Here is a 19,494-nt window from a genome sequence, read left to right on the forward strand (position 1 = left end):
CCGCGGTTCATACCCTCAGTCAGGGCTGGCCGGAGCCGTCGGCCCGACCAGCAGCCAACGGTGGCCGAACGGATCGATGAGGGTGGCGTTACGGTGTCCGTGGCCCTCCGAAATCCACCGTTCCACCTTGCCCCCTGCATCATGGGCCCTCGCCAGGACATCATTCGGATCTTCGACCGGCAACATCAGGCTCACTGATGTCGAACCGGATTCCGGCGCGGTCAGACCCATTTCCGGGAACTCTTCGGCGAGGTAGATCATCCCTGTGGGCGACCGTAGTTCGGCGTGCCCAACCCGACCGTCGTCCATGATGATCGGTTCGCCGACAACCTCTGCGCCGAACACCCTGGAATACCAGTCGATGGCCTCGGCTCCGCGCCGCACGGTGAGATACGGTAGTGCGCCTGGCGAGGGGGCTTTCGAAGACATCGGCGCCTACCTCAGACGGTTGGCGGCGGCTGTGCCATCGCCCACTTGTTGGAAGTGATCCGGAAACTCGGCCAGTCTGAGAGTGCCGCAACCGATTCCCAGATTCGTTCGTATCCGGTGTGCGTGATTCGCCAGTTCCCGTCGGAGCACCTCAGATAACGATCATGATAATAGGCAGACCCGCGGAGCAACATTCCGTCCTCGGGAATCATCGTGGTGTCTGCGAGAAACCACACCCCCACTGCGGTATCACCGGTAACCGTGATCTCCGGTTGGCCGCAGTGATGCTCGGTGATCACGCGGGTCCCGAGTGTGTTCGCGAGAAAAGACACGAAAGTATCACGGGAATCGAAAGTGAGGTACTCGCTGTATGTCGCCGTGACATTCGGAACCATCGTATCGGCGAATTCGACCCAGGACTTGGTGTCAAGTGCACGTGAGTAACGGTGCTTGAGTTGCTCGATATGTTTGATCGCCTCGAGATTCATGACCCCGGCCTCCTGTGCAGCGAACGTGTAAGCGCTGAACTGCAGACCAAACCGAGAATCTGCACATACATCTGTAATTCCCTCGTTTCGCGCGGATCATGCAGGCAACCGCCGAGATATTGGTCACGAAACGATAACAAATTGGCTCTGGGTTCGACCCCTCCCGTCCTGGAGCACGAAGTTGATCGCCCCTCCCACGGGGTCGCCCCAACCGGGGGCATCGATAGTGGTCGACTTTCAGGACCGTCAGTACTATCGAGAACAGATATCGATGATCGACATCGGGAGACGATTATGGTGGTATATCCCCAAGGCGGCACCCAGTGGACGCGATGGCTGAAAGCTGACGGTCCGGGTGCGCTGATCTTCCTCCGGATTCTGGTCGGCGCGGTGTTCTTGTCCGAGGGCATTCAGAAGTTCTTGTACCCCGACGCGCTCGGCGGTGGCCGGTTCGCGGAGATTTCCGTGCCCGCCCCCTATTTCTTCGGTTATCTCGACGGGCTAGCCGAGACGGTGTTCGGCGCACTGATTCTTCTGGGACTGATCACCCGCGTGGCAGTCATTCCCCTGTTGGTGGACATCTCGCTGGCGATCATCCTTACCAAGATCCCGATCCTATGGGGAGCCGGGGGTCTGACCCCTCAACTGCGCGGCTTTTGGGACATGGCCCACGAGTCCCGCCCCGATTGGTCCATGTTGTTCGGTCTGATCGCACTTCTTCTACTCGGCCCGGGCCGGATCTCTCTCGATGCCTGGCTCGCCAAGCGGGCACTTCAGCCTCAATCGTGAGCACGTCAACTCGAGTCTCCGGGCCATCACGAAGTGGAACCTTCAGACCGGGTGAACTATTCATCCCTGTCGGCGGGGTCCTGGCTCCGCCTCCACAGAACGAAGGCACGAACGAGAAACCCGACAGCGAACATGACCAATCCGGCCAATACCGAGGTTGGAGGAAGCGTAGCGACCAGGACCAGGCATCCGACACCGCCAACGATGTTGAACCAGCGCGGCCAGCGGCGCTGCTCGGCGGGTTGGGTATATGCCGAGGCGTTCGCGATCGCGTAGTAGACCAGCACCCCGAACGAGGAAAATCCGATCACCCCACGCAAGTCCACGGTGAGCACCAGCACGCTGACCACAATGGCAAGCGCGATTTCGGCGTGGTGGGGTACCCCGTAGCGCGGGTGTACGGCGTCGAGCCAGCTCGGTAGGTCGCGGTTGCGGGCCATCGCCAGACCCGTCCGGCCAATACCGGTGATCAGGGCGAGCAGGGCGCCGAGGCTGGCCAACGCGCCACCCACTGCCACCACCGGCACGAGCGTCCCGACCCCGGCCACCCGGACCGCCTCGGCCAGTGGCGCAGTCGCAGCGGCAAGTCGGTCCGCTCCCGCGCCGAGCAGCACCGAAACTCCGACGATCAGGTAGATCACGACCGCCATCGAAAGGGCGATCGTGATCGCCTTCGGAATAGTGCGTGTGGGGTCCTTGACCTCCTCGCCCATTGTTGCGATCCGGGCGTACCCGGCGAATGCGAAGAACAGCAATCCCGCCGACTGCAAGATCCCGTAGAACCCACCCGACCACCACCCGCCCGCGCTGCCGAGGTGAGCCGGGTCGGCTCCGCCGCTGAACGCGATGCCCAAGACGACGACTATGAGCGCAACCAACGTGCAGAACACCAGAATTCGGGTCAACATTGCCGTCCGGGTCACTCCGCGGTAGTTCAGACCAGCCAGTGCGAGCACCGCCACGACGGCGACCAGGCGCTGAACCCACCACGGTCCGGGCACTGCGTAGGAAGCGAATGTCAGCGCCATCGCCGCGCAGGAGGCGATCTTGCCGATCACGAATCCCCACCCGGCCGCGAACCCGTACCACGGTCCCAGTCGTTCACGACCGTAGACGTAGGTCCCCCCGGACGTCGGATATGTCGCCGCGAGTTGGGCGGATGCGGTCGCGTTGCAGAAGGCGATGACCGCGGCGATCGCCAAGCCGATCAGCAGGCCCGCGCCCGCGGCCTTCGCGGCGGGACCGAACGCGGCGAACACACCGGCCCCGATCATCGACCCGAGGCCGATGACCACCGCATCCTTGGTGTCGAGTCGGCGGGCGAGTGTGGGTTGTGTTGCACTCATTTCTGCTCTTTCACGTGGCCGGGGCCGAGGATTTCACGGGCCAGTTCCGCCAGGGCGTGCCGTTCCTCGGCCAGTGCGGCCCGACCGCTGTCGGTAATCGAATAGACCCGCCGGGTGCGCCCGTCCACGACCTCGTGGGTAGAGGTCAACAAGCCGTCGAACTGCATGCGATGCAATGTCGGATACAGGGTACCCGGCGAGATTCGGTATCCGTGATGGGCAAGTTCCTCAGCCATCCACGCCCCGTGGATCGGACCCTCCATGGCGTGGTGGAGAACATTCAGGCGCACTGCTCCCCGAAGAAACTGACTCACCTGCATCAACCCTCAGCTATCGGATTTCGATATCGGCTTCTGTAATGGTAGCCGAATCACACACCAGGGATATTCGACGCCCGAAGCAGACGGTTGATCGGTCCGCACTAGTCGAGTTCGGCGGCCAGTTCCATCCACTGCTCCTCGGTGGCTTCCTTCTCCGCGACGGCCTGCTTGAGTTCGGCGTCGAGTTTCTGCAGGCTGTCCGGGTCGGTTGCCGCTTCGGCCAATTTCGCGTGAAGCTTCCGCTCCCGCTCGTCCAACTTCGCGACCGCACGCTCGAGCCGGGCCAGTTCCTTGCGGGCTGTGCGATCGGCCGCGCCGTCACGTGTCTGCCGGGGCGCCGACGCACCGCCGGCCGTCGACGCGACCGAGGGGGCGCCGCCGTCGGCCATCGACAACCTGCGACGCAAGTACTCCTCGATACCGCCGGGCAAGTTGGTCAGCTTTCCGTCGCCGAACAGCGCCCACGTCGTATCGCAGATGCGCTCGATGAGGTACCGGTCGTGGCTGATCACCACCATCGTGCCCGCCCAGCTGTCGAGAAGGTCCTCGAGTTGCTGCAACGTGTCGATGTCGAGGTCGTTGGTCGGCTCGTCGAGCAGCAGGACGTTCGGCTCGGCCATCAGCACACGGGTCAGCTGAAGACGACGACGCTCGCCACCCGACAGATCGCCGACCGGGGTCCGCTGCCGGGCAGGGGTGAAGCCGAGCCGCTCCGCCAACTGTCCAGCCGAGACTTCCTTGTCGCCCAACGTGATCCGCTCGGCCACGTCCTTGACGGCCTCGAGAACCCGCATGTTGGTCGGCAAATCGTCGAGTTCCTGACGGAGCCATCCGATGTGCACGGTCTGCCCCTGGATGCGCTTGCCCGACGCGGGTTCGATCTCCCCCGCGAGCGTACGCAGGAGAGTGGTCTTGCCGGAACCGTTGATTCCGACCAGGCCGACGCGCTCCCCCGGCGCAAGTCGCCAAGTGAGGTCGTTCACGAGCACCCGGCCGTCGGGCGTCTCGAGGCGCGCGTCCTCGAGTTCGACGACGACCTTGCCGAGCCTGCGCTGCGCGAACGATGCCAAGGCCACGCTGTCACGGGGTGCAGGCACGTCGGCGATTAACGCCTCGGCGGCCTCGATTCGGTAGCGCGGCTTGGATGTTCGAGCCGGAGGGCCACGTCGGAGCCATGCCAGTTCCTTCCGGGCGAGGTTGCGACGACGGTCTTCTGCCGCATCGGCCTGCCGGCCACGCTCAGCGCGAGCGAAGATCCAGTCGGCGTAGCCACCCTCGTAACTTTCGACCTTGCCGCCCACCACCTCCCAGGTGCGGTTGGCGACGGTGTCGAGGAACCACCGGTCGTGGGTCACGACCACCAGCGCACTGCGTCGGCCCACGAGATGCTCGGCCAGCCACTGCACTCCCTCGACGTCCAAGTGGTTGGTGGGCTCGTCGAGCACCAAGAGGTCGAGGTCCTGGACGAGCGCGGCAGCCAGCGCTACCCGCCGGCGTTCACCACCGGACAGTCCGTCGACCGTCACGTCCAGACCCAGATTGTCGATGCCGATACCCGCCAGGATCGACCTGATGCGAGCGTCGCCGGCCCATTCGTGATCGGCCACACCGAGTGGCCCCAAGACCACGTCGCCGACACTCGAACCGGGGGGCAGGACGCCGCGCTGGGTCACGACCGCCATGCGCAGGCCGCCGACCCGGCTGACTCGTCCGGCATCAGGCGCCTCCACGCCGGCAAGCACCTCGAGCAGTGTGGTCTTGCCACCGCCGTTGAGACCGACGACGCCGATGCGTTCGCCTTCCTGCAACCCGAGTGACACCGACTCGAGCAATGGCTTGATGCCGAACGACTTCGACACCTGCTCGAGATTGATCAGATTCGCCATCAGTGCGATCCCTCCGTCGTGTCGTTGAATATTCGTGCGCCAGGCACTGGTCCACTCGCAACCCGCACCGTGCGACACACCCCCGCGCCCGCAAGTTCCGCGCTGACCTGGACCGCGGCATCCGCGTCGGCGCACAGAAAAGCACAGGTCGGGCCAGACCCGGAGACGATGCCCGCCAGCGCGCCTGCCGTGACCCCGGCCCGCAACGTCCGCCTCAGCCCCGGACTCAGTGACAGAGCAGCTGCTTGCAAATCGTTGCCCAGCAACGGGGCGAGGGTTGCGGCGTCGCCCGTAGTGAGGGCGTGCATCAGATCGTCCGCGCCGCCCAGTCGCGGTGGACTCCCGTCCGCGCGTAGTTGGTCCAGCTCCCGGAACACCGCCGGGGTGCTCAACCCCCCCTTGGCGAGCGCGAGCACCCAGTGGAAGGTACTGCGGGAAAGTACCGGCAGAAGCCGTTCGCCGCGCCCCGTCCCGAATGCGGTGCCACCGTGTAGCGAGAACGGCACGTCGCTACCGAGCCTCGCGGCGAAACCGTCGAGTTCCTCGCGGGACAGGTCGAGTTGCCACAGCACGTTGAGCGCCACCAGCGTCGCCGCCGCGTCCGCGCTTCCGCCGGCCATCCCCCCAGCCACCGGGATGCCCTTGTCGATGGAGATCTCGACATCCGGGCGCCGCCCCGACTCGGCGCCGAGCATCTCTGCCGCCTTCCAAGCGAGATTGCCGCCGTCCGTGGGCACCGCCGCAGCGTCCTCGCCCCGGACCGTCACCGACAAAGTGTCCGCGGGAGCCACCGCCACCGAGTCGCTGAGCGAAAGCGCCTGAAATACCGTATTCAACTCGTGATAGCCGTCATCGCGCAGGTCACCGACGGCCAGATGCAGATTGACCTTGGACGGGGCCCGAACTACGACGGGGTGAGGAACGACGGAAAGCACAAGGGTAGAGCTTAGGCGCTCTCCGTGCGGGTGCGGAAATGCAGCCGATCACGTACTTTGCCGCCCTCGACACAGTCGCCGCCGGCGGCAAGTCGCATCAGTACCTGGAGGGGATGCCGAACACCTTGATCGCGTCGCGGTACATGCCGAGTTGTTGGCTCTTGGTCAGCGGCTTCAATTCGGCGATCAACTGGCCGGCACTGGTGACGGCGCTCATCGCACCGACAACCGGCAACCCCGCCACGGTGAAATCCACCGTCGCTCTGCGAATATGATTGGCGGAGGTCACGATGATGGCACCGCCCGCACCGAGCGAGCGGGCGAGTGGGACGGAGTTGAGTACATTCCCGACCGTCGACCCCGCTCGATGCTCCGCATGGATGCGGCTCGCTGGGACGCCATGGCTCTGCAACCACCCTTGCATGGCAGCCGCCTCGGTGATGCCGTTTCGTGGGTTTCCGCCGGTGACGATGATCGGTGACAAGGGCGACACCCACGACTGGACCACCGTCGCCCACAAGCGGTTGACCAGTTCCGGGCGCATTGTTCCGTCGGGCAGCAGTCCGTAGCCGAGGACAATGATCGCCGTGGACGGGCCCTGAATGGCCGGGAGCGGATTGGGAGGGGTGAAGGACGCGATCCTGATCGCGTTCAGCATATTGTCGACGCCGGCGCGTTTAGCACTGTCTAAGGCACCCAGGCGGATGAGCGCGGCCTCACGAGTGATCAGGTCTCCCACAGCGTCGGCGTAGATGGCCTGCAACGCCAGCGCGTTGGTGTCGCCGGGCTCGCTCGCGACTGCCCCGCCGATGTCGGCAAGGGCACCCCGGGTGTCGCCGGCGGCAAATCTGCCCTGCGCGTTATTGAAGAGGTCGGCCGCCGTGGCCGACGCCGTAGCTGCGGTCGATACCGCAAGGGCCAGGAATAGGGCGGTGGTCATGACCGTGGCGACCAACGCCCTGATTGCGGCGGAGAACGGATGGATACGTACGCGTGTCACTCGGAAGACCCTTCCGTCGGATGCCACTGAAGTACTCATACGAAAGTTCACGAAGCGTTGTCGGTTAGTCTACTGAGTCCATTGGGTTCTGTGGGACTAGTGGGATAATTGAAATGTCCTGTTACCTGGGACCGGTCCCGGGGTCGGAAATCCGCCATGAATGAACTACAAAGACAATCTGTCCAGGTTCACAACGGCTGTCAGAGACACGTGACGGCCGCCGTCAGAGACACGTGACGGCCGCCGTCAGAGACACGTGACGGGGGGCCCCGTCAGGGGCGCTCCTCGAGACAGAGGAACCGTGGAAGAAGTGCCTACGGGCGCTGCCGCGATCGGAGGCGGCTCCATCTCGTCGACCGCCAACTGGCTCAGCACATTAGGAGTCGAATTCGCCTCCTTGCCCCCTGAACTGCGTGAAGGGCCCCGACGGGCGGGCGGGCGACACCGCGTCTTCTCCGACCGATACGGTAACGCCTGACCAACACGCCGTTCAGCCGCCAGCGCGGACCTGACATCCGGGGCCCACACGGCCCTGCGTGGCGTCGACACGCGTGACGATCGAGGAAAGGTCGAGGTAGTCGGGAATGCAGCACGCGATTGTCGAAGAGGTGCGCCCAAGTGCGCTGGCGGAGCGGGGAGTAAGCAGGAAGGCACTCGTCCGGGGACATCTGGCACTCGGCAGCGCGACGGTGGTGGTCATGGCATTCTCGCTGGCGTTCGTATGCACACTCGACAACGGCAACACGCCCTGGACCTGGCCGGCACCGTACTCGACGGATTGGTTCGTCGTCGCAACGATAATCGCGGCCACGCTGTGGGCGCTCATGGTCACCTGCGTGGTGATCTTCTCGTCGACGCCTCGCCAGACGCTCGGAACTGCAACATTCTTCGTCGCCGCCGGCCTAGGAGCCTCCGCAGTGGTCGGAATGTTCGGATCATCTGAGAATTCTGCGCTCGCGCTCTGGCTGGTCTGCGCCATGAATCTCGGATACCAGGCGGCCCACCTGCGCTCCGATCGAAGGTGTGAACCTGCACGAACAAGAGACTGAGCTTGCATTGAGACGAGACAAGGCCTCACTCCTCGAGGAGTGAGGCCTTGCTCGAACGTCATGTCCCAGCGAACCGGGAAGTCATGGTCGTTCTCAGATCAGGGTGACGCCGGTCGCCTGGGGGCCCTTGTTGCCCTGGCCGATCTCGAACGCAACACGCTGATTTTCCTCGAGCGTGCGGAAGCCGCCACTCTGGATCTCCGAGTAATGGACAAACACGTCAGCGCTGCCATCCTCGGGGGCGATGAAGCCGAACCCCTTCTCGGAGTTGAACCACTTCACGATGCCCTCTGCCATGTAAATCTCCTCTAACACAGTAACTTCTTCAGGTAACCGGCTCGGTTACCTGGGTCATTGACACGACCGTCTATGACGATTCCTGTGGAGGACGTCCAAACGCTCGCAACCATTGATTTGCGAGCGTGGGAAACACAAACACAAAACTTACGACCTCCAATAGTGAACCACATCCGCGCGGCGTTGTCTTCCCCGGGTCCGACAACACGCGTCGGGGGCGTGGCCGGAAGGACCGTCCCAGAGGAATTCGGCCGGGCGCAGACAAGTCGCGACTGTGTGGTCAAGTCGCGACTGTGTGGTCAAGTCACGGCTGGGTGGCGGCGAGACGGACGAAGGCGGCGACATCGAGTGTCTCGCCTCGCATGGACGGTTCGATTCCCGCCTTGAGCAGTCGCCGCTCCGCCTCCGCGGGCGAGCCCGCCCAACCGCCTAGAGCAGCACGTAAAGTCTTGCGGCGCTGAGCGAATGCCGCATCGATCACCGCAAAGACGCGACGACGGTGTTCTTCGTCGATCGGCCACGGCGGTACGGCGTAACGGTCGACGCGCACAAGACCCGACTCGACCTTCGGAACGGGCCAGAATACAGCGCGTCCCACGGCCCCTGCCCGGCGGACCTCGCCGAAGAAGTTGGCCTTCACGCTGGGCACACCATAGATCTTGCCGCCGGGCGACGCCGCCAACCGGTCGGCGACCTCGGCCTGCACCATCACCAGTGCGGTTCGCAGACTGGGGAGTTGGGAGAACAGGTGCAGCAGCACCGGCACTGCCACGTTGTAGGGCAGGTTCGCGACGAGCGCGGTCGGCTCGCCGGGAATCTCGGAGGGTGCGACCCGCATCGCGTCCGCGCCCACCACCGTCAGTCGGTCCGCCAGCGTCGGAGCGCGGTCCGCCACCGTCACCGGAAGTCGCGCGGCGAGGTTCGGGTCGATCTCGACCGCGATCACCTTGTCGACGACATCGAGCAACGCCAAGGTCAGCGAACCGAGGCCGGGCCCCACCTCGAGGACCGTGTCAGCATCATCCACCCCTGCGGTGGCGACGATGCGACGCACCGTGTTGGCGTCGTGCACGAAGTTCTGCCCCAGTTGCTTGGTGGGGCGTACGCCGAATGCCTCGGCTAACGACCGAACCTCTGCGGGACCGAGGAGTGCGGCCCGGCCTCGGGCGGTGGGGGGAATTTCGGCGTCGGACATCAGGTGAACTTAACGCACGCCGAGCGCGGCCGAGCACGTCGGCCATGCGCCCCAACCCTGCGTCTTCTGCGTCTGCGACGCGATGGCAATCTGCTCTTCGCGGGTGGCGAGGTCGGCGCGCGGTGCGTATTTGAGACCACCCTGCCGCTCCCATGTGTTCTGGTCGAACTGGACACCGCCGAAATAGCCGTTGCCGGTATTGATAGCCCAGTTTCCGGTCGCCTCACAGCGCGCGAGCGCATCCCACGTCGAACCGTTCTCTATGGGCGGCACCTCGGTGCCGGGCTTCGCGCCGACGCGGATCACCCTCGGCTCCGCGGCCGTCGCAACCGTCGCCGCCACCTCTCGGCGGCCGATTTCATTTCCGTTGACAGTGTCGACGGCGAACGTGACGTCCTGGACCCCTGGCATTCCGGGATCCTCCACCACGGTCCGACTCATATTCATCGTCGGATCCTCGATGCGCTGCTCCTCCGGATCCATGGGCAACGTCTCGACCTTGGTCTCGGTACGAACGCGGGTGACCGTGACGTCCATTCCCTCGGTCAGCGGTGCATCCGCGGAGGGAACGACGGTGTCGGCCTGTTCGAGCGGCGCACCGTGCGCGGCGAGGAACTCCCCGACCGTCGGTGCGGCCAGACGCACAGCGGTAACAGGACGGGCGCCGTCGGCCAGCGTGATGTCGAGCGGATTGCGCACCTCGAGGGCGGCGCCCTCCAACGGCAGCCGGTGCGAACGGGAGGCGGACACGTATACGTCGTCGCCGAGTTGGAATTGCTTCAGCGCGTCCTCGACGGTGAGTGCGGTCGTCCACACCATCTTCGGACGACCGTCCACCGTCAGCGATACCTCACGCGCGCGGCGCAACACCACGGTGTCACCGTCAGACAAAGACGCTTCGCGCGCTGGGGCGACTACATCTCGGTCGCTGATCGCATATCCGGCGGCGGCGAGTGCGGCGGCGGTACTGGTGGTCATCGTGCTCAGCGAGATCCTCTCGCCGTCCACGTCGAGAGTGACGGTCTTGTGCCGGACCACGGCCATCGCGGCGCCGGCAATCAGGGTGACGAGAAGCAGTGCCACCACGGCGAGCAGCAGCGGCGAACGAGCCGCGTTGATCTTCGCAAACGCGGACATCAGCGCAGTGACGATTCAGCGTTGGCGATCCTGGCGGTAATAGACACATCGAGTCCCAAGGCAGACGATTGTTTGATCACGGTACGGTAACGAACCGAAGATCATCTGGCAAATTTCCGCCAATTTCCGCGGTTTGGATCACGAAAGGGTTAAGATTGACAACCGCTTCCGCGTCACTGGGACGAATGGCTTCTGGTCAGGACCACGCCCAAGACCCAGTACCTTGAAGTGATTGCCAGGAAGATCGAATCCGCATGGCGGACCGTCGACAGCACTGCGCCGGAACCAGAGCGGGAACCTTTCAACTGGTTCACTGGGTTCACTGGGTTCGATCTTCGGTAGCTGATTCCGACACGAAACGCCCCAGCTCAAGACAGGGGCGTCTCGTTTGCATCAAGGGGCGCGTCGGCCAGCCACGGATTCCGTGGAAACGGGCCGGCGTGGGCGGTGCGGCGACTCGCTAACTTCTCACGGATCGCAGGCCGAATACCCGCTCTGCGGTGGCGGTCGACGCAATTGCCAGTTCTGTCGGGCTCTCGCCGCGCAGTTCGGCCAGCGCCCGAACCGTGTACGGCAGACAGTAGGGCTCGTTGGGTGCTCCCCGGAACGGGTGCGGGGTGAGGAACGGCGCGTCCGTCTCGACAATCAACTGATCAGCGGGCACCAGGGGCGCCGCCTCCCGCAACGCCTTCGCGTTCTTGAAGCTGACGGTGCCCGAGAAGCTGAGGACGTACCCGGCGTCGATGCACTCGCGCGCCATCTCGGCATCCGAGGAGAAGCAGTGGAAGATCACCGTCTCCGGCGCCCCCTCTTCGCGCAACACCTGCAACAGTGCCCGATCGGCCTCGCGGTTGTGGATCATCAAGGTCTTGCCGAGGCGTTTAGCCAAGTCGATGTGCCAGCGAAATCCCGCCGTCTGCTCCGCGACCGTGGCGCAGCCGTCGAGTTTGCCGGGCCAGTAGAAGTCCAGTCCGGTCTCGCCCACTGCGACCACACGGGGATCGCCTGCAAGCCGCTCGATCTCCGCCTTGTTGGCGTCGCCGAGCACGTTCGCCCTCGTCGGGTGGATGGCCACCGCGGCATACACCCGGGGATCCCAGTTCGCGGCGTCGACGGCGAACTTCGCGGCGTCGAGGTCGTCGGCAACGGTGACCACTCGCTCGACCCCGACATCCGCTGCCCGGTCCACCATCTGCCGGACGCTCGAGGCGTCCGAGGCTCCGCACGCATCGAGGTGGGTGTGCGCGTCGATGAGAGGGGACAGCGGCTGTGGCGGCTCGGGTGCGGGTCGGTCTCTGCTCATGCGGACATTGTCGACGTCGGCACCCCCGTGGACGCCATCGGGTCGCCACGGCAGCGTGTCACACGAGGTACATTCGCCACAACGGGTGGGAGCCAAACTCTGATGCCGTCGAACTCGGTCCCCGACCAGGTGGCGGCCACCGACAAAGCCGTCCGCGTGCAGTACGAATCCCGCGAGGTCACCGGCGAGACCGGATCCCACCAGTGACGACGTTGTCCGCCCGCTGCGTGGTTTCACGTTTCCCCACATTCGGCAGTCCGTGTAGCGCCGATCTGCAGCAACGCCGATCTGGGCGTCGTGAAACTGGAGTGCGCAGATAGAGTGATCGCACCTTAGCGGTTCCTCACGGCTGAAGCCGGAGGATTTCAAGCTCAGACCGCACACACAACCAACCCGGAGGAAGGCCGCACATGTCTGACGTCGTCAACACTTGTGTGGCCCCGTTCTGCCACAGCCAGGATCACCCTGGCAGCGTTCCCATCCCTACCCGCAGTAAACCCGCAGGCCGTGCATCGGAACGTTCGTTCCGACAGTTCGAGTCGCTGCTTGGCTCTCGCGAAGCAACTCGAACACGTCATCGTCGTATACCAGGGCCGCACCAACACCACCCTCCGGCCGGCCCGCCTGCCACGCTCGATCAATTCCCGTTTCGCCGCACCCACCGCAGCATCCGCCGCCTTGCGGGCCATCGTGGACTTCGCCAGAAAGGTGGGTTTGAAATCCTCGAGGGCAATCAGGTCGTGATGATCGACCACCTGTTTCGCCCACACCCGAGAATCATGCCGGGTTTGTCGAAACGCCTTCTTCTGCAGCGTCGCCGCCGCACGCCTGGCCCGCGCATACCCCCCGGATTGGGCGCCGCGTTTCCCGTTGTGCCGTCTCGCCATCTTCCGTTGCGCCTTGGCCAACTCGGCGGCGCAACGCTTCCGATGCCCGAGAGACGGCAGGTCGTAGGCGCTGTCGGTGGCGGTCGCTGTGGTCGACACACCCCAATCGATACCGAGACCGCTGTCCGGGTCCGCGTCAGGGGCCGGTTCGGTGTCGCGCCGCACCACGAAGGAGGCGTACCAGTGCCCGAGGCTGTCCCGATACACCCGGACACTGGTCGGGTCGGACGGCAGCCCGCGGGACCACACCACCGGGATGGTGACACCCTTCGGCAACACCAGACGCCGCTCACGGATGCAGAATCCGCGGGTGGTGTACCCGAGCGACGGCAAAGTCTTCCTACGGGCTTTGAACGCCGGCCTTCCGCGGCCCTTCACCGTGAAGGAGTGGCCGAGGGCCAGCCCGTAAGTGCAGAGCATTCGTTGCTGTGCGACCTGGGAGCCGGACTCGAGCCAGCCACTTCGACCACGTGCGGCGGTAAGCAGTTTGCACAGTTTCCCGAACGTCGGCTTCCGGCCGGGCTGGTGTTGATGGACCGCTTCGTTCCACAGGAACCGGCAACGATGCCATTCATCGAGCAGTGCGCGCTCGGCTCGCGCACCAGGGCGCAACCGGTAGGTGTAGCGCACGACCTCGGTCACAGGAATCAACATACAACACAACACCCACTCTTATCGTCCACTGCCACACAAATTTCCGAATCCAAGGAAGGTTCCCAAAACATGTCCAGAACCAGCGGAATACGTGACCGCCCTTACCTCCCCACTGCTAAAGCCGGGGGTTTCTCGGGCGGTACACCATGAATGCTGCTGACTCCACCGCCTCGCGACCACCCTTCTATCTGACGACGGCGATCGCGTACCCCAACGGCGTCCCGCACATCGGCCACGCCTACGAGTACATCTCGGCCGATGCCCTTGCGCGGTTCAAGCGCCTGGACGGCTTCGACGTCTTCTTCCTGACCGGGACCGACGAGCACGGGCTGAAGATGCAGCAGACCGCGGCCAAGGAAGGCATCGACGTCCGCGAACTTGCCGCGCGGAACTCCGACATGTTCGAGGCGATGGACAAGGCCTTGAACATCTCCTTCGACCGGTTCATCCGCACGACAGATGGCGATCACGAAGAAGCCAGCAAAGCGATCTGGCAGAAGATGCTCGACAACGGCGACATTTACCTCGACACCTACTCAGGCTGGTACTCCGTCCGCGACGAGGCCTTTTACACCGAGGGTGAGACCACGCCGCAGGAGGACGGTTCGCGCCTGTCCACCGAGACCGGCACGCCGGTCGAGTGGACCGAGGAGTCCACGTACTTCTTCAAGTTGTCCGAGTACCAGGACAAGCTGCTGCGCTTGTACGAGGAGAACCCGGACTTCATCGTGCCCACGACGCGACGCAATGAGATCGTCAGCTTCGTCAAGGGCGGCCTCAAGGATCTATCGATCTCCCGCACGACCTTCGACTGGGGCGTTCCGGTCCCCGGCCACCCGGAACACGTCATGTATGTGTGGGTGGATGCGCTCACCAACTACCTCACCGGCGCCGGCTACCCGGACACCGACTCCGAGCAGTTCGGCAGATTCTGGCCCGCGAACCTGCACATCATCGGCAAGGACATCACCCGGTTCCACACCGTGTACTGGCCCGCATTCCTGATGTCGGCGGGAATCGAGTTGCCCGAGCGCGTCTTCGTGCACGGATTCCTCTACAACAAGGGCGAGAAGATGTCGAAGTCGATCGGCAACGTCGTCGACCCCGTCGCGATGGTGGAGCAGTACGGACTCGACGCCGTCCGCTTCTTCTTGCTCCGCGAGATCTCCTACGGGCAGGACGGCAGCTACAGCCACGAGGCCATCGTCACCCGCATCAACGCCGACCTCGCCAACGAACTCGGCAACCTCGCGCAGCGCTCGTTGTCGATGGTCGCGAAGAACTGCGATGCCCGGGTCCCGACCCCCGGAGAACTGACCGAAGACGACACGGTGATGCTGGCGCACGCCGATGCGCTACTGACCCGGGTCCGCGCCGAATACGACGTCCAAGCGTTGCATCTCGGGCTGGAGGCGATCTGGTCGGTGCTTGGCGAGACCAACCGGTACTTCTCCAAGCAGGAGCCCTGGGTACTCCGGAAGACGGACCCCGAGCGGATGGCAACGGTGCTGTACGTGACGCTCGAAGTGGTGCGGATCGTGGGAATCCTGGCGCAACCGGTCATGCCGGACGCGGCGGAGAAGATCCTCGATCTCCTGGGCCAGGATGCCGGAGCGCGGCAGTTCAGCGACCTTCCGACCCGTATCCTGGCAGGAACGCCGCTACCCGCGCCGTCGGGCGTTTTCCCTCGCTACGTGGACGAATGACCTCTGCGGGGTTCGGGTTGTCGGACCCCGCATGCACACTGCCCCCATGACGCCGAATAGAACATACATTCGATCCGATTCGGGCGGGTTCGGGAACGGAGCGCGCGTGTTCGACGACGAATCAGATCCTCAGGCCGCCGCCGCGGTGCACACCCTTGTGGGCGAGTTGTCCGCCGCGTACGAGCGCGGTTGGCAACCGGCCGACATCCTGCATCTGGCGCGTCGGTCGAAGGAACCATCCGACGCACCTCTCGCGGCCGCACTCGTGCTGCACGAGTCTGAGCGGACGCGTGCAGAGAACCGCGCGCCCCGCGACTGGATCGAGCAACTCCGAACCATCGGCGAGCTGTACCCGGCCACGTCCCACCTTGCTCGGCGTCATCCGGGAGAAAGCCCCGACTACCACGCTCTCGCCGCAGGATTGATGTACGAAGATCCGTTCCACTCCGTCCACCACTTCACCGACCTCTCTCTGACGTGGACGAACCTGCCCGGGTGGACCGTGCTCGCCCCGCCGCCATCGACGTGGCCGAACGTCCGCCTCGACGAAAGTGGCGTCGCGGGGTCCGAGACCGAAGCAGACACGAAGGTACTCAACAGGATTCGCGGACTGCTCGCCAAGGCCGAGGCCACCGACTTCGCCGAGGAAGCGGAGATCTTCACCGCGAAGGCACAGGAGTTGATGACGCGCTACGCGATCAACGCCGCCCTTCTCCACACCTGGAACGGCATGGGCGACACACCGGTGCACAGTCGTCGCATCCACTTGGAGAATCCGTACGTCAAGGAGAAGGTACACCTCCTCACCGAGATCAGCGACTCCAACCGGGTGCGCACCGTGTGGTTCAGTTCCCTCGCCATCGCCACGGTGGTCGGGACGCCCCTCGGCCTCCAGCAGGTCGACATGCTCTTCACATCCCTGCTCGTACAAGCCACCCGCGCAATGCAATTCGCTGATGCCAGCAGCAGCATCGGGTCACACACCACCTCGTTCCGCAAGGGCTTCCTCGCGGGCTTCGCCAGCCGCATCGGCCAGCGCCTACGTGACGCCGACAGTCGGGCCACGGTCGATGCGGCGGACGAGGCGGCGATCCCGGTCGACGACCTCCTGCCGATCCTGGCCGGAAAGTCCGAAGCGGTCGATTCCGAGTTCGAGCGCCTGTTCCCGCGCACCCGCAAGGCACGTGGCAGGGCTGTGGATGCGAACGGCTGGTACGCCGGGCAGTCGGCCGCCGACGACGCATCGCTGTCACCCGGCGATCGCACGCTGCGACGGTAGTACGCGAACGGCCTGTCACGTTTTCGGCGTGAGCGGTGTCCCTGGGGTATCTACTTCCCGATAAGAGAGGACAACCGATGTCTACGCACAATAACATCGCTGAGCGCAAGAACGTGGTGGTACTCGGTGCCGGCTACGCAGGTTCGATGGCGGCCAACCGTATCCTCGCAGCCGGCCGGCCGGACATCACCGTGACCGTGTTGAACCCACGTCCGCAGTTCGTCGAGCGCGTCCGGTTGCATCAGGTGGCCACGGGCACATCCGACGGCATTCACGCCCTCACCGAGGTCCTCGACCCGGACGCGGAGATCCGGGTCGGCGTCGCAGAGCGAATCGGCGAGCACGACGTGATGCTCGAAGACGGCACGACGCTTCCGTTCGACCTGCTGCTGTATGCGGTCGGGAGCACCCGCGACATGTCCCGGGTCGCGGGCGGCACCCACACTTTCGGCGTCGACGGCTACGAGGAATCGTTGTGGCTCGGCAACGCGCTCGAGTCGCTCGACGACGGTACCCGCGTCACCGTCGTCGGTGGCGGGTTGACCGGAATCGAGGTCGGCGCCGAGATCGCCGAACGCTATCCCGCGCTACGGGTCTCGCTGGTGTCGGGGGCCGAACCGGCGGCCGGTCTTCCCCTGTCGTCGCGCGAGGGGATTCTTCGCAGGCTGCGCGCACTCGACGTGCAGATTCGCAGCGGAGTGACGGTGAGTCGGGTCACCGCTACCTTCATCGAGTTCGACGACGGCTCGGTGGTGTCGTCCGAGTGCACGGTGTGGGCCGGTGGGTTCACCGCACCCGACCTTGCCGCCCGCAGCGGTCTTCCCGTCGACGCGCACGGACGCCTGCTCGCCGACGCCTCGCTGATCTGCACGGACAGACCCGACATCGTCGGCATCGGCGACGCCGTCGCCCCACCGCGCGAGGTGGCGGCGCACATCAGGATGAGCTGCCAGGCCGCGATTCCGCTGGGGGCGCACGGCGCCGACACCGTCCTGGCGTTGCTCGACGGCGCTTCTCCGCGGCCACTCTCGCTTGGTTTCGTCGCCCAGTGCATCTCGGTGGGCAGGCGCTACGGCGTCGTGCAGTCGACTCGCCGCGACGATACGCCGCGGTCACCGGCAGCACCGTCGACGCCGAGGACGCGCTCCAGGAGAGCTATCTGCGCCTCGCGGACATCGACCCCGACACCATCGACAACGCCCGCGCCTACCTCGCGCAGGTGGTAACCAGGCAGTCGTTGAACGCGCTGCGGTCGGCGCGGCGCCGTCGGGAACAGTACGTCGGCAACTGGCTTCCGGAGCCGGTCCGCACCGAGCCCGACGCCGGTAGCGACCTCCTGCTCGCGGAATCGGTATCGGTGGCGATGCTGCTCGTTCTCGAGACACTCGGCCCCGACGAGCGGGCGGTGTTCGTGTTGCGTGAGGTGTTCGGCTTCGGTCACACCGAGATCGCCGCGTCCATCGGCCGCTCCGTCGCCGCCACCAGGCAGATCGCGCACCGCGCCAGGGAACACGTGCACGCGCGCCGCAAACGGTTCGACCCCCCGTCGGAATCGGCGCGCGAAGTAGCCGCTCGATTCCTCGCCGTAAGCACGACCGGGGATATCCAAGCATTGATGGACATGCTCGCCCCGGATGCGGTGGAACTGTCCGATGGCGGCGGAGTAGTCAGTGCGGCCCGTAGGCCGATCGTCGGAGCGGAGAAGATCGCCCGGTTCCTCGGGGGTCTGGCCGCTCGGGGCCTGCCCGACATGCGGCTCGAACAGTCGACCTTCAACGTACTTCCGGCGATGATCGTGTACTCACGAGGCGAAATAGATCTGGTAATGATGATCGAGGTCACGGGCGGCAAGGTCAGCGGCGTCTATCTCGTGCGTAATCCCGATAAACTGGTCGCGGTCGCCGATACGCTGCCGCTGGCCCGGTAGCGGCCATGTCTAGTCCCTTCGGGACGCCAGCACCGTTTCGTAGAGTTCCCGCTTCGACACACCGGTGGTGGCGACGAGCGCGCACGCGTCCTTGAGCCGTGTTCCTTCGTCGACGAGGCGTTCCACCTCGTCGACGAGGTCGACCGGATCCGAGACCACCGGCGCGGCACCCTCGAGTACCACCGTGATCTCGCCGCGGACACCCTTCTCGGCCCAGGTGGCGAGTTCGGCGAGGGTGCCGCGCCGAACTTCCTCGTAAGTCTTGGTCAGTTCGCGGCAGACGGCGGCGCGGCGGGTGCCGCCAAGCACCTCCGCGGCGTCGGCCAGGCAGTCGGCGAGGCGGTGCGGAGCCTCGAAGAACACGCAGGCCCGCGGTTCGGTCTTCAGCGCCCGCAACCACGTCTTGCGCTGACCCTGCTTCCGGGGCGGGAAGCCCTCGAAGCAGAACCGCTCGACCGGCAGCCCGGACAACGCGAGCGCAGTTGTCACCGCGGAAGGTCCGGGCAGACACGTCACCGCCAGATCCTGGGCGACACAGGCGGACACAAGGCGGTATCCGGGGTCGCTGACGGACGGCATTCCGGCGTCGGTGACGAGGAGCACCGTCTTGCCGGATGCCACGTCGGCTACTAGTGCGGGCAATCTGGACACCTCCACCTGGTCGTAGAAACTGACTACGTTCCCGGTGATGGTTACCCCGAGCGCTTTGGCCAGAGCCTTGGTGCGACGGGTGTCTTCTGCGGCGACGACGTCGGCCGTTTCCAGCGCAGTGCGCAGCCTTGGTGAGGCGTCACCCACATCCCCCATCGGTGTTGCAGCGAGCACGAGGCGACCAGTCATGACCCACAGCCTACGATCGTCGTGTGA

General features: G+C 64.9%; 19 protein-coding genes. 6 read left to right on the forward strand and 13 right to left on the reverse strand.

The window, feature by feature from the left end; all coding sequences use genetic code 11:
* Positions 1 to 15: 15 nt before the first annotated feature.
* Both RM2_RS12135 and RM2_RS12140 read right to left on the reverse strand, forming a co-directional pair.
* The gene (locus RM2_RS12135; RefSeq protein ID WP_072689532.1) at positions 16 to 429 is read right to left on the reverse strand and encodes a VOC family protein; all 414 of its coding nucleotides are present in this window, start codon (positions 427 to 429) and stop codon (positions 16 to 18) included.
* Positions 430 to 440: 11 nt separating this feature from the next.
* A complete protein-coding gene (locus RM2_RS12140) occupies positions 441 to 917 on the reverse strand; it encodes a nuclear transport factor 2 family protein (protein WP_072689535.1) in 477 nt (158 codons plus the stop codon).
* A 336-nt stretch (positions 918 to 1,253) separates the two neighbouring features.
* Here RM2_RS12140 and RM2_RS12145 point away from each other — a divergent pair, with 336 nt between their 5' ends.
* On the forward strand, positions 1,254 to 1,706 hold the full coding sequence (locus tag RM2_RS12145) for a DoxX family protein (protein ID WP_072689763.1): 453 nt from the start codon (positions 1,254 to 1,256) through the stop codon (positions 1,704 to 1,706).
* A 56-nt stretch (positions 1,707 to 1,762) separates the two neighbouring features.
* Here RM2_RS12145 and RM2_RS12150 read toward each other — a convergent pair whose 3' ends face one another.
* From RM2_RS12150 to RM2_RS12170, 5 genes are all read right to left on the reverse strand, one after another.
* Positions 1,763 to 3,052 (reverse strand): APC family permease, encoded by a 1,290-nt coding sequence (locus tag RM2_RS12150; RefSeq protein WP_072689538.1) that lies wholly within the window; start codon positions 3,050 to 3,052, stop codon positions 1,763 to 1,765.
* On the reverse strand, positions 3,049 to 3,366 hold the full coding sequence (locus tag RM2_RS12155; protein ID WP_072689765.1) for an Rv3488 family transcriptional regulator: 318 nt from the start codon (positions 3,364 to 3,366) through the stop codon (positions 3,049 to 3,051). The genes RM2_RS12150 and RM2_RS12155 overlap by 4 nt, the downstream gene beginning before the upstream one ends.
* Positions 3,367 to 3,473: 107 nt before the next feature.
* Positions 3,474 to 5,258, reverse strand: a complete 1,785-nt coding sequence (locus RM2_RS12160) for an ABC-F family ATP-binding cassette domain-containing protein (protein ID WP_072689541.1) — start codon at positions 5,256 to 5,258, stop codon at positions 3,474 to 3,476.
* Entirely contained in the window at positions 5,258 to 6,193 is a 936-nt protein-coding gene (locus RM2_RS12165) for a 4-(cytidine 5'-diphospho)-2-C-methyl-D-erythritol kinase (RefSeq protein WP_072689543.1), read from the reverse strand. The genes RM2_RS12160 and RM2_RS12165 overlap by 1 nt, the downstream gene beginning before the upstream one ends.
* A gap of 97 nt (positions 6,194 to 6,290) precedes the next feature.
* On the reverse strand, positions 6,291 to 7,133 hold the full coding sequence (locus RM2_RS12170) for a YdcF family protein (RefSeq protein WP_072689767.1): 843 nt from the start codon (positions 7,131 to 7,133) through the stop codon (positions 6,291 to 6,293).
* 644 nt (positions 7,134 to 7,777) lie between these two features.
* Between RM2_RS12170 and RM2_RS12175 the strand changes: the two genes are divergently transcribed.
* Positions 7,778 to 8,242, forward strand: a complete 465-nt coding sequence (locus RM2_RS12175; RefSeq protein WP_072689545.1) for a hypothetical protein — start codon at positions 7,778 to 7,780, stop codon at positions 8,240 to 8,242.
* A gap of 93 nt (positions 8,243 to 8,335) precedes the next feature.
* On the opposite strand, the gene RM2_RS12180 is transcribed toward RM2_RS12175, so the two are convergent.
* From RM2_RS12180 to RM2_RS12200, 5 genes are all read right to left on the reverse strand, one after another.
* Positions 8,336 to 8,539, reverse strand: a complete 204-nt coding sequence (locus RM2_RS12180) for a cold-shock protein (protein WP_072689769.1) — start codon at positions 8,537 to 8,539, stop codon at positions 8,336 to 8,338.
* Between the two features lie 304 nt (positions 8,540 to 8,843).
* Positions 8,844 to 9,734 carry a 16S rRNA (adenine(1518)-N(6)/adenine(1519)-N(6))-dimethyltransferase RsmA gene (gene rsmA, locus RM2_RS12185; protein ID WP_072689547.1) on the reverse strand — a complete coding sequence of 297 codons (891 nt, stop codon included), beginning with the start codon at positions 9,732 to 9,734 and terminating at the stop codon, positions 8,844 to 8,846.
* A gap of 9 nt (positions 9,735 to 9,743) precedes the next feature.
* Positions 9,744 to 10,871: a resuscitation-promoting factor gene (locus tag RM2_RS12190; protein ID WP_072689549.1), complete on the reverse strand. Its 1,128-nt coding sequence runs from the start codon at positions 10,869 to 10,871 to the stop codon at positions 9,744 to 9,746.
* 460 nt (positions 10,872 to 11,331) lie between these two features.
* Positions 11,332 to 12,174 carry a TatD family hydrolase gene (locus RM2_RS12195; RefSeq protein ID WP_072689551.1) on the reverse strand — a complete coding sequence of 281 codons (843 nt, stop codon included), beginning with the start codon at positions 12,172 to 12,174 and terminating at the stop codon, positions 11,332 to 11,334.
* 371 nt (positions 12,175 to 12,545) lie between these two features.
* Positions 12,546 to 13,703: an RNA-guided endonuclease InsQ/TnpB family protein gene (locus tag RM2_RS12200; RefSeq protein WP_245813879.1), complete on the reverse strand. Its 1,158-nt coding sequence runs from the start codon at positions 13,701 to 13,703 to the stop codon at positions 12,546 to 12,548.
* A gap of 158 nt (positions 13,704 to 13,861) precedes the next feature.
* On the opposite strand from RM2_RS12200, the gene metG reads away from it, so the two are divergent.
* From metG to RM2_RS12220, 4 genes are all read left to right on the forward strand, one after another.
* Positions 13,862 to 15,421, forward strand: coding sequence for a methionine--tRNA ligase (gene metG, locus RM2_RS12205; RefSeq protein WP_072689555.1), 1,560 nt, complete (start codon positions 13,862 to 13,864; stop codon positions 15,419 to 15,421).
* A gap of 46 nt (positions 15,422 to 15,467) precedes the next feature.
* Entirely contained in the window at positions 15,468 to 16,700 is a 1,233-nt protein-coding gene (locus tag RM2_RS12210; RefSeq protein ID WP_072689770.1) for a DUF2786 domain-containing protein, read from the forward strand.
* Between the two features lie 77 nt (positions 16,701 to 16,777).
* Entirely contained in the window at positions 16,778 to 17,926 is a 1,149-nt protein-coding gene (locus RM2_RS25190; RefSeq protein ID WP_072689557.1) for an NAD(P)/FAD-dependent oxidoreductase, read from the forward strand.
* A complete protein-coding gene (locus RM2_RS12220) occupies positions 17,860 to 18,627 on the forward strand; it encodes a sigma factor-like helix-turn-helix DNA-binding protein (protein WP_307718090.1) in 768 nt (255 codons plus the stop codon). Before RM2_RS25190 ends, RM2_RS12220 begins: the two co-directional genes overlap by 67 nt.
* A gap of 9 nt (positions 18,628 to 18,636) precedes the next feature.
* On the opposite strand, the gene rsmI is transcribed toward RM2_RS12220, so the two are convergent.
* Positions 18,637 to 19,467 carry a 16S rRNA (cytidine(1402)-2'-O)-methyltransferase gene (gene rsmI / locus RM2_RS12225; protein WP_072689559.1) on the reverse strand — a complete coding sequence of 277 codons (831 nt, stop codon included), beginning with the start codon at positions 19,465 to 19,467 and terminating at the stop codon, positions 18,637 to 18,639.
* Positions 19,468 to 19,494 lie beyond the last annotated feature (27 nt).

The sequence above is a fragment of the Rhodococcus marinonascens NBRC 14363 genome, from assembly GCF_001894885.1.
Lineage (GTDB): Bacteria > Actinomycetota > Actinomycetes > Mycobacteriales > Mycobacteriaceae > Rhodococcus_F > Rhodococcus_F marinonascens.

Coding starts and splice junctions, on each gene's coding strand:
- metG (WP_072689555.1), top strand. CDS start 13,862: ATGAATGCTGCTGACTCCACCGCCTCGCGACCACCCTTCTATCTGACG.
- RM2_RS12150 (WP_072689538.1), bottom strand. CDS start 3,052: ATGAGTGCAACACAACCCACACTCGCCCGCCGACTCGACACCAAGGAT.
- RM2_RS25190 (WP_072689557.1), top strand. CDS start 16,778: ATGTCTACGCACAATAACATCGCTGAGCGCAAGAACGTGGTGGTACTC.
- RM2_RS12190 (WP_072689549.1), bottom strand. CDS start 10,871: ATGTCCGCGTTTGCGAAGATCAACGCGGCTCGTTCGCCGCTGCTGCTC.
- RM2_RS12135 (WP_072689532.1), bottom strand. CDS start 429: ATGTCTTCGAAAGCCCCCTCGCCAGGCGCACTACCGTATCTCACCGTG.
- RM2_RS12170 (WP_072689767.1), bottom strand. CDS start 7,133: ATGACCACCGCCCTATTCCTGGCCCTTGCGGTATCGACCGCAGCTACG.
- RM2_RS12160 (WP_072689541.1), bottom strand. CDS start 5,258: ATGGCGAATCTGATCAATCTCGAGCAGGTGTCGAAGTCGTTCGGCATC.
- RM2_RS12140 (WP_072689535.1), bottom strand. CDS start 917: ATGAATCTCGAGGCGATCAAACATATCGAGCAACTCAAGCACCGTTAC.
- rsmI (WP_072689559.1), bottom strand. CDS start 19,467: ATGACTGGTCGCCTCGTGCTCGCTGCAACACCGATGGGGGATGTGGGT.
- RM2_RS12180 (WP_072689769.1), bottom strand. CDS start 8,539: ATGGCAGAGGGCATCGTGAAGTGGTTCAACTCCGAGAAGGGGTTCGGC.
- RM2_RS12175 (WP_072689545.1), top strand. CDS start 7,778: ATGCAGCACGCGATTGTCGAAGAGGTGCGCCCAAGTGCGCTGGCGGAG.
- RM2_RS12195 (WP_072689551.1), bottom strand. CDS start 12,174: ATGAGCAGAGACCGACCCGCACCCGAGCCGCCACAGCCGCTGTCCCCT.
- RM2_RS12210 (WP_072689770.1), top strand. CDS start 15,468: ATGACGCCGAATAGAACATACATTCGATCCGATTCGGGCGGGTTCGGG.
- rsmA (WP_072689547.1), bottom strand. CDS start 9,734: ATGTCCGACGCCGAAATTCCCCCCACCGCCCGAGGCCGGGCCGCACTC.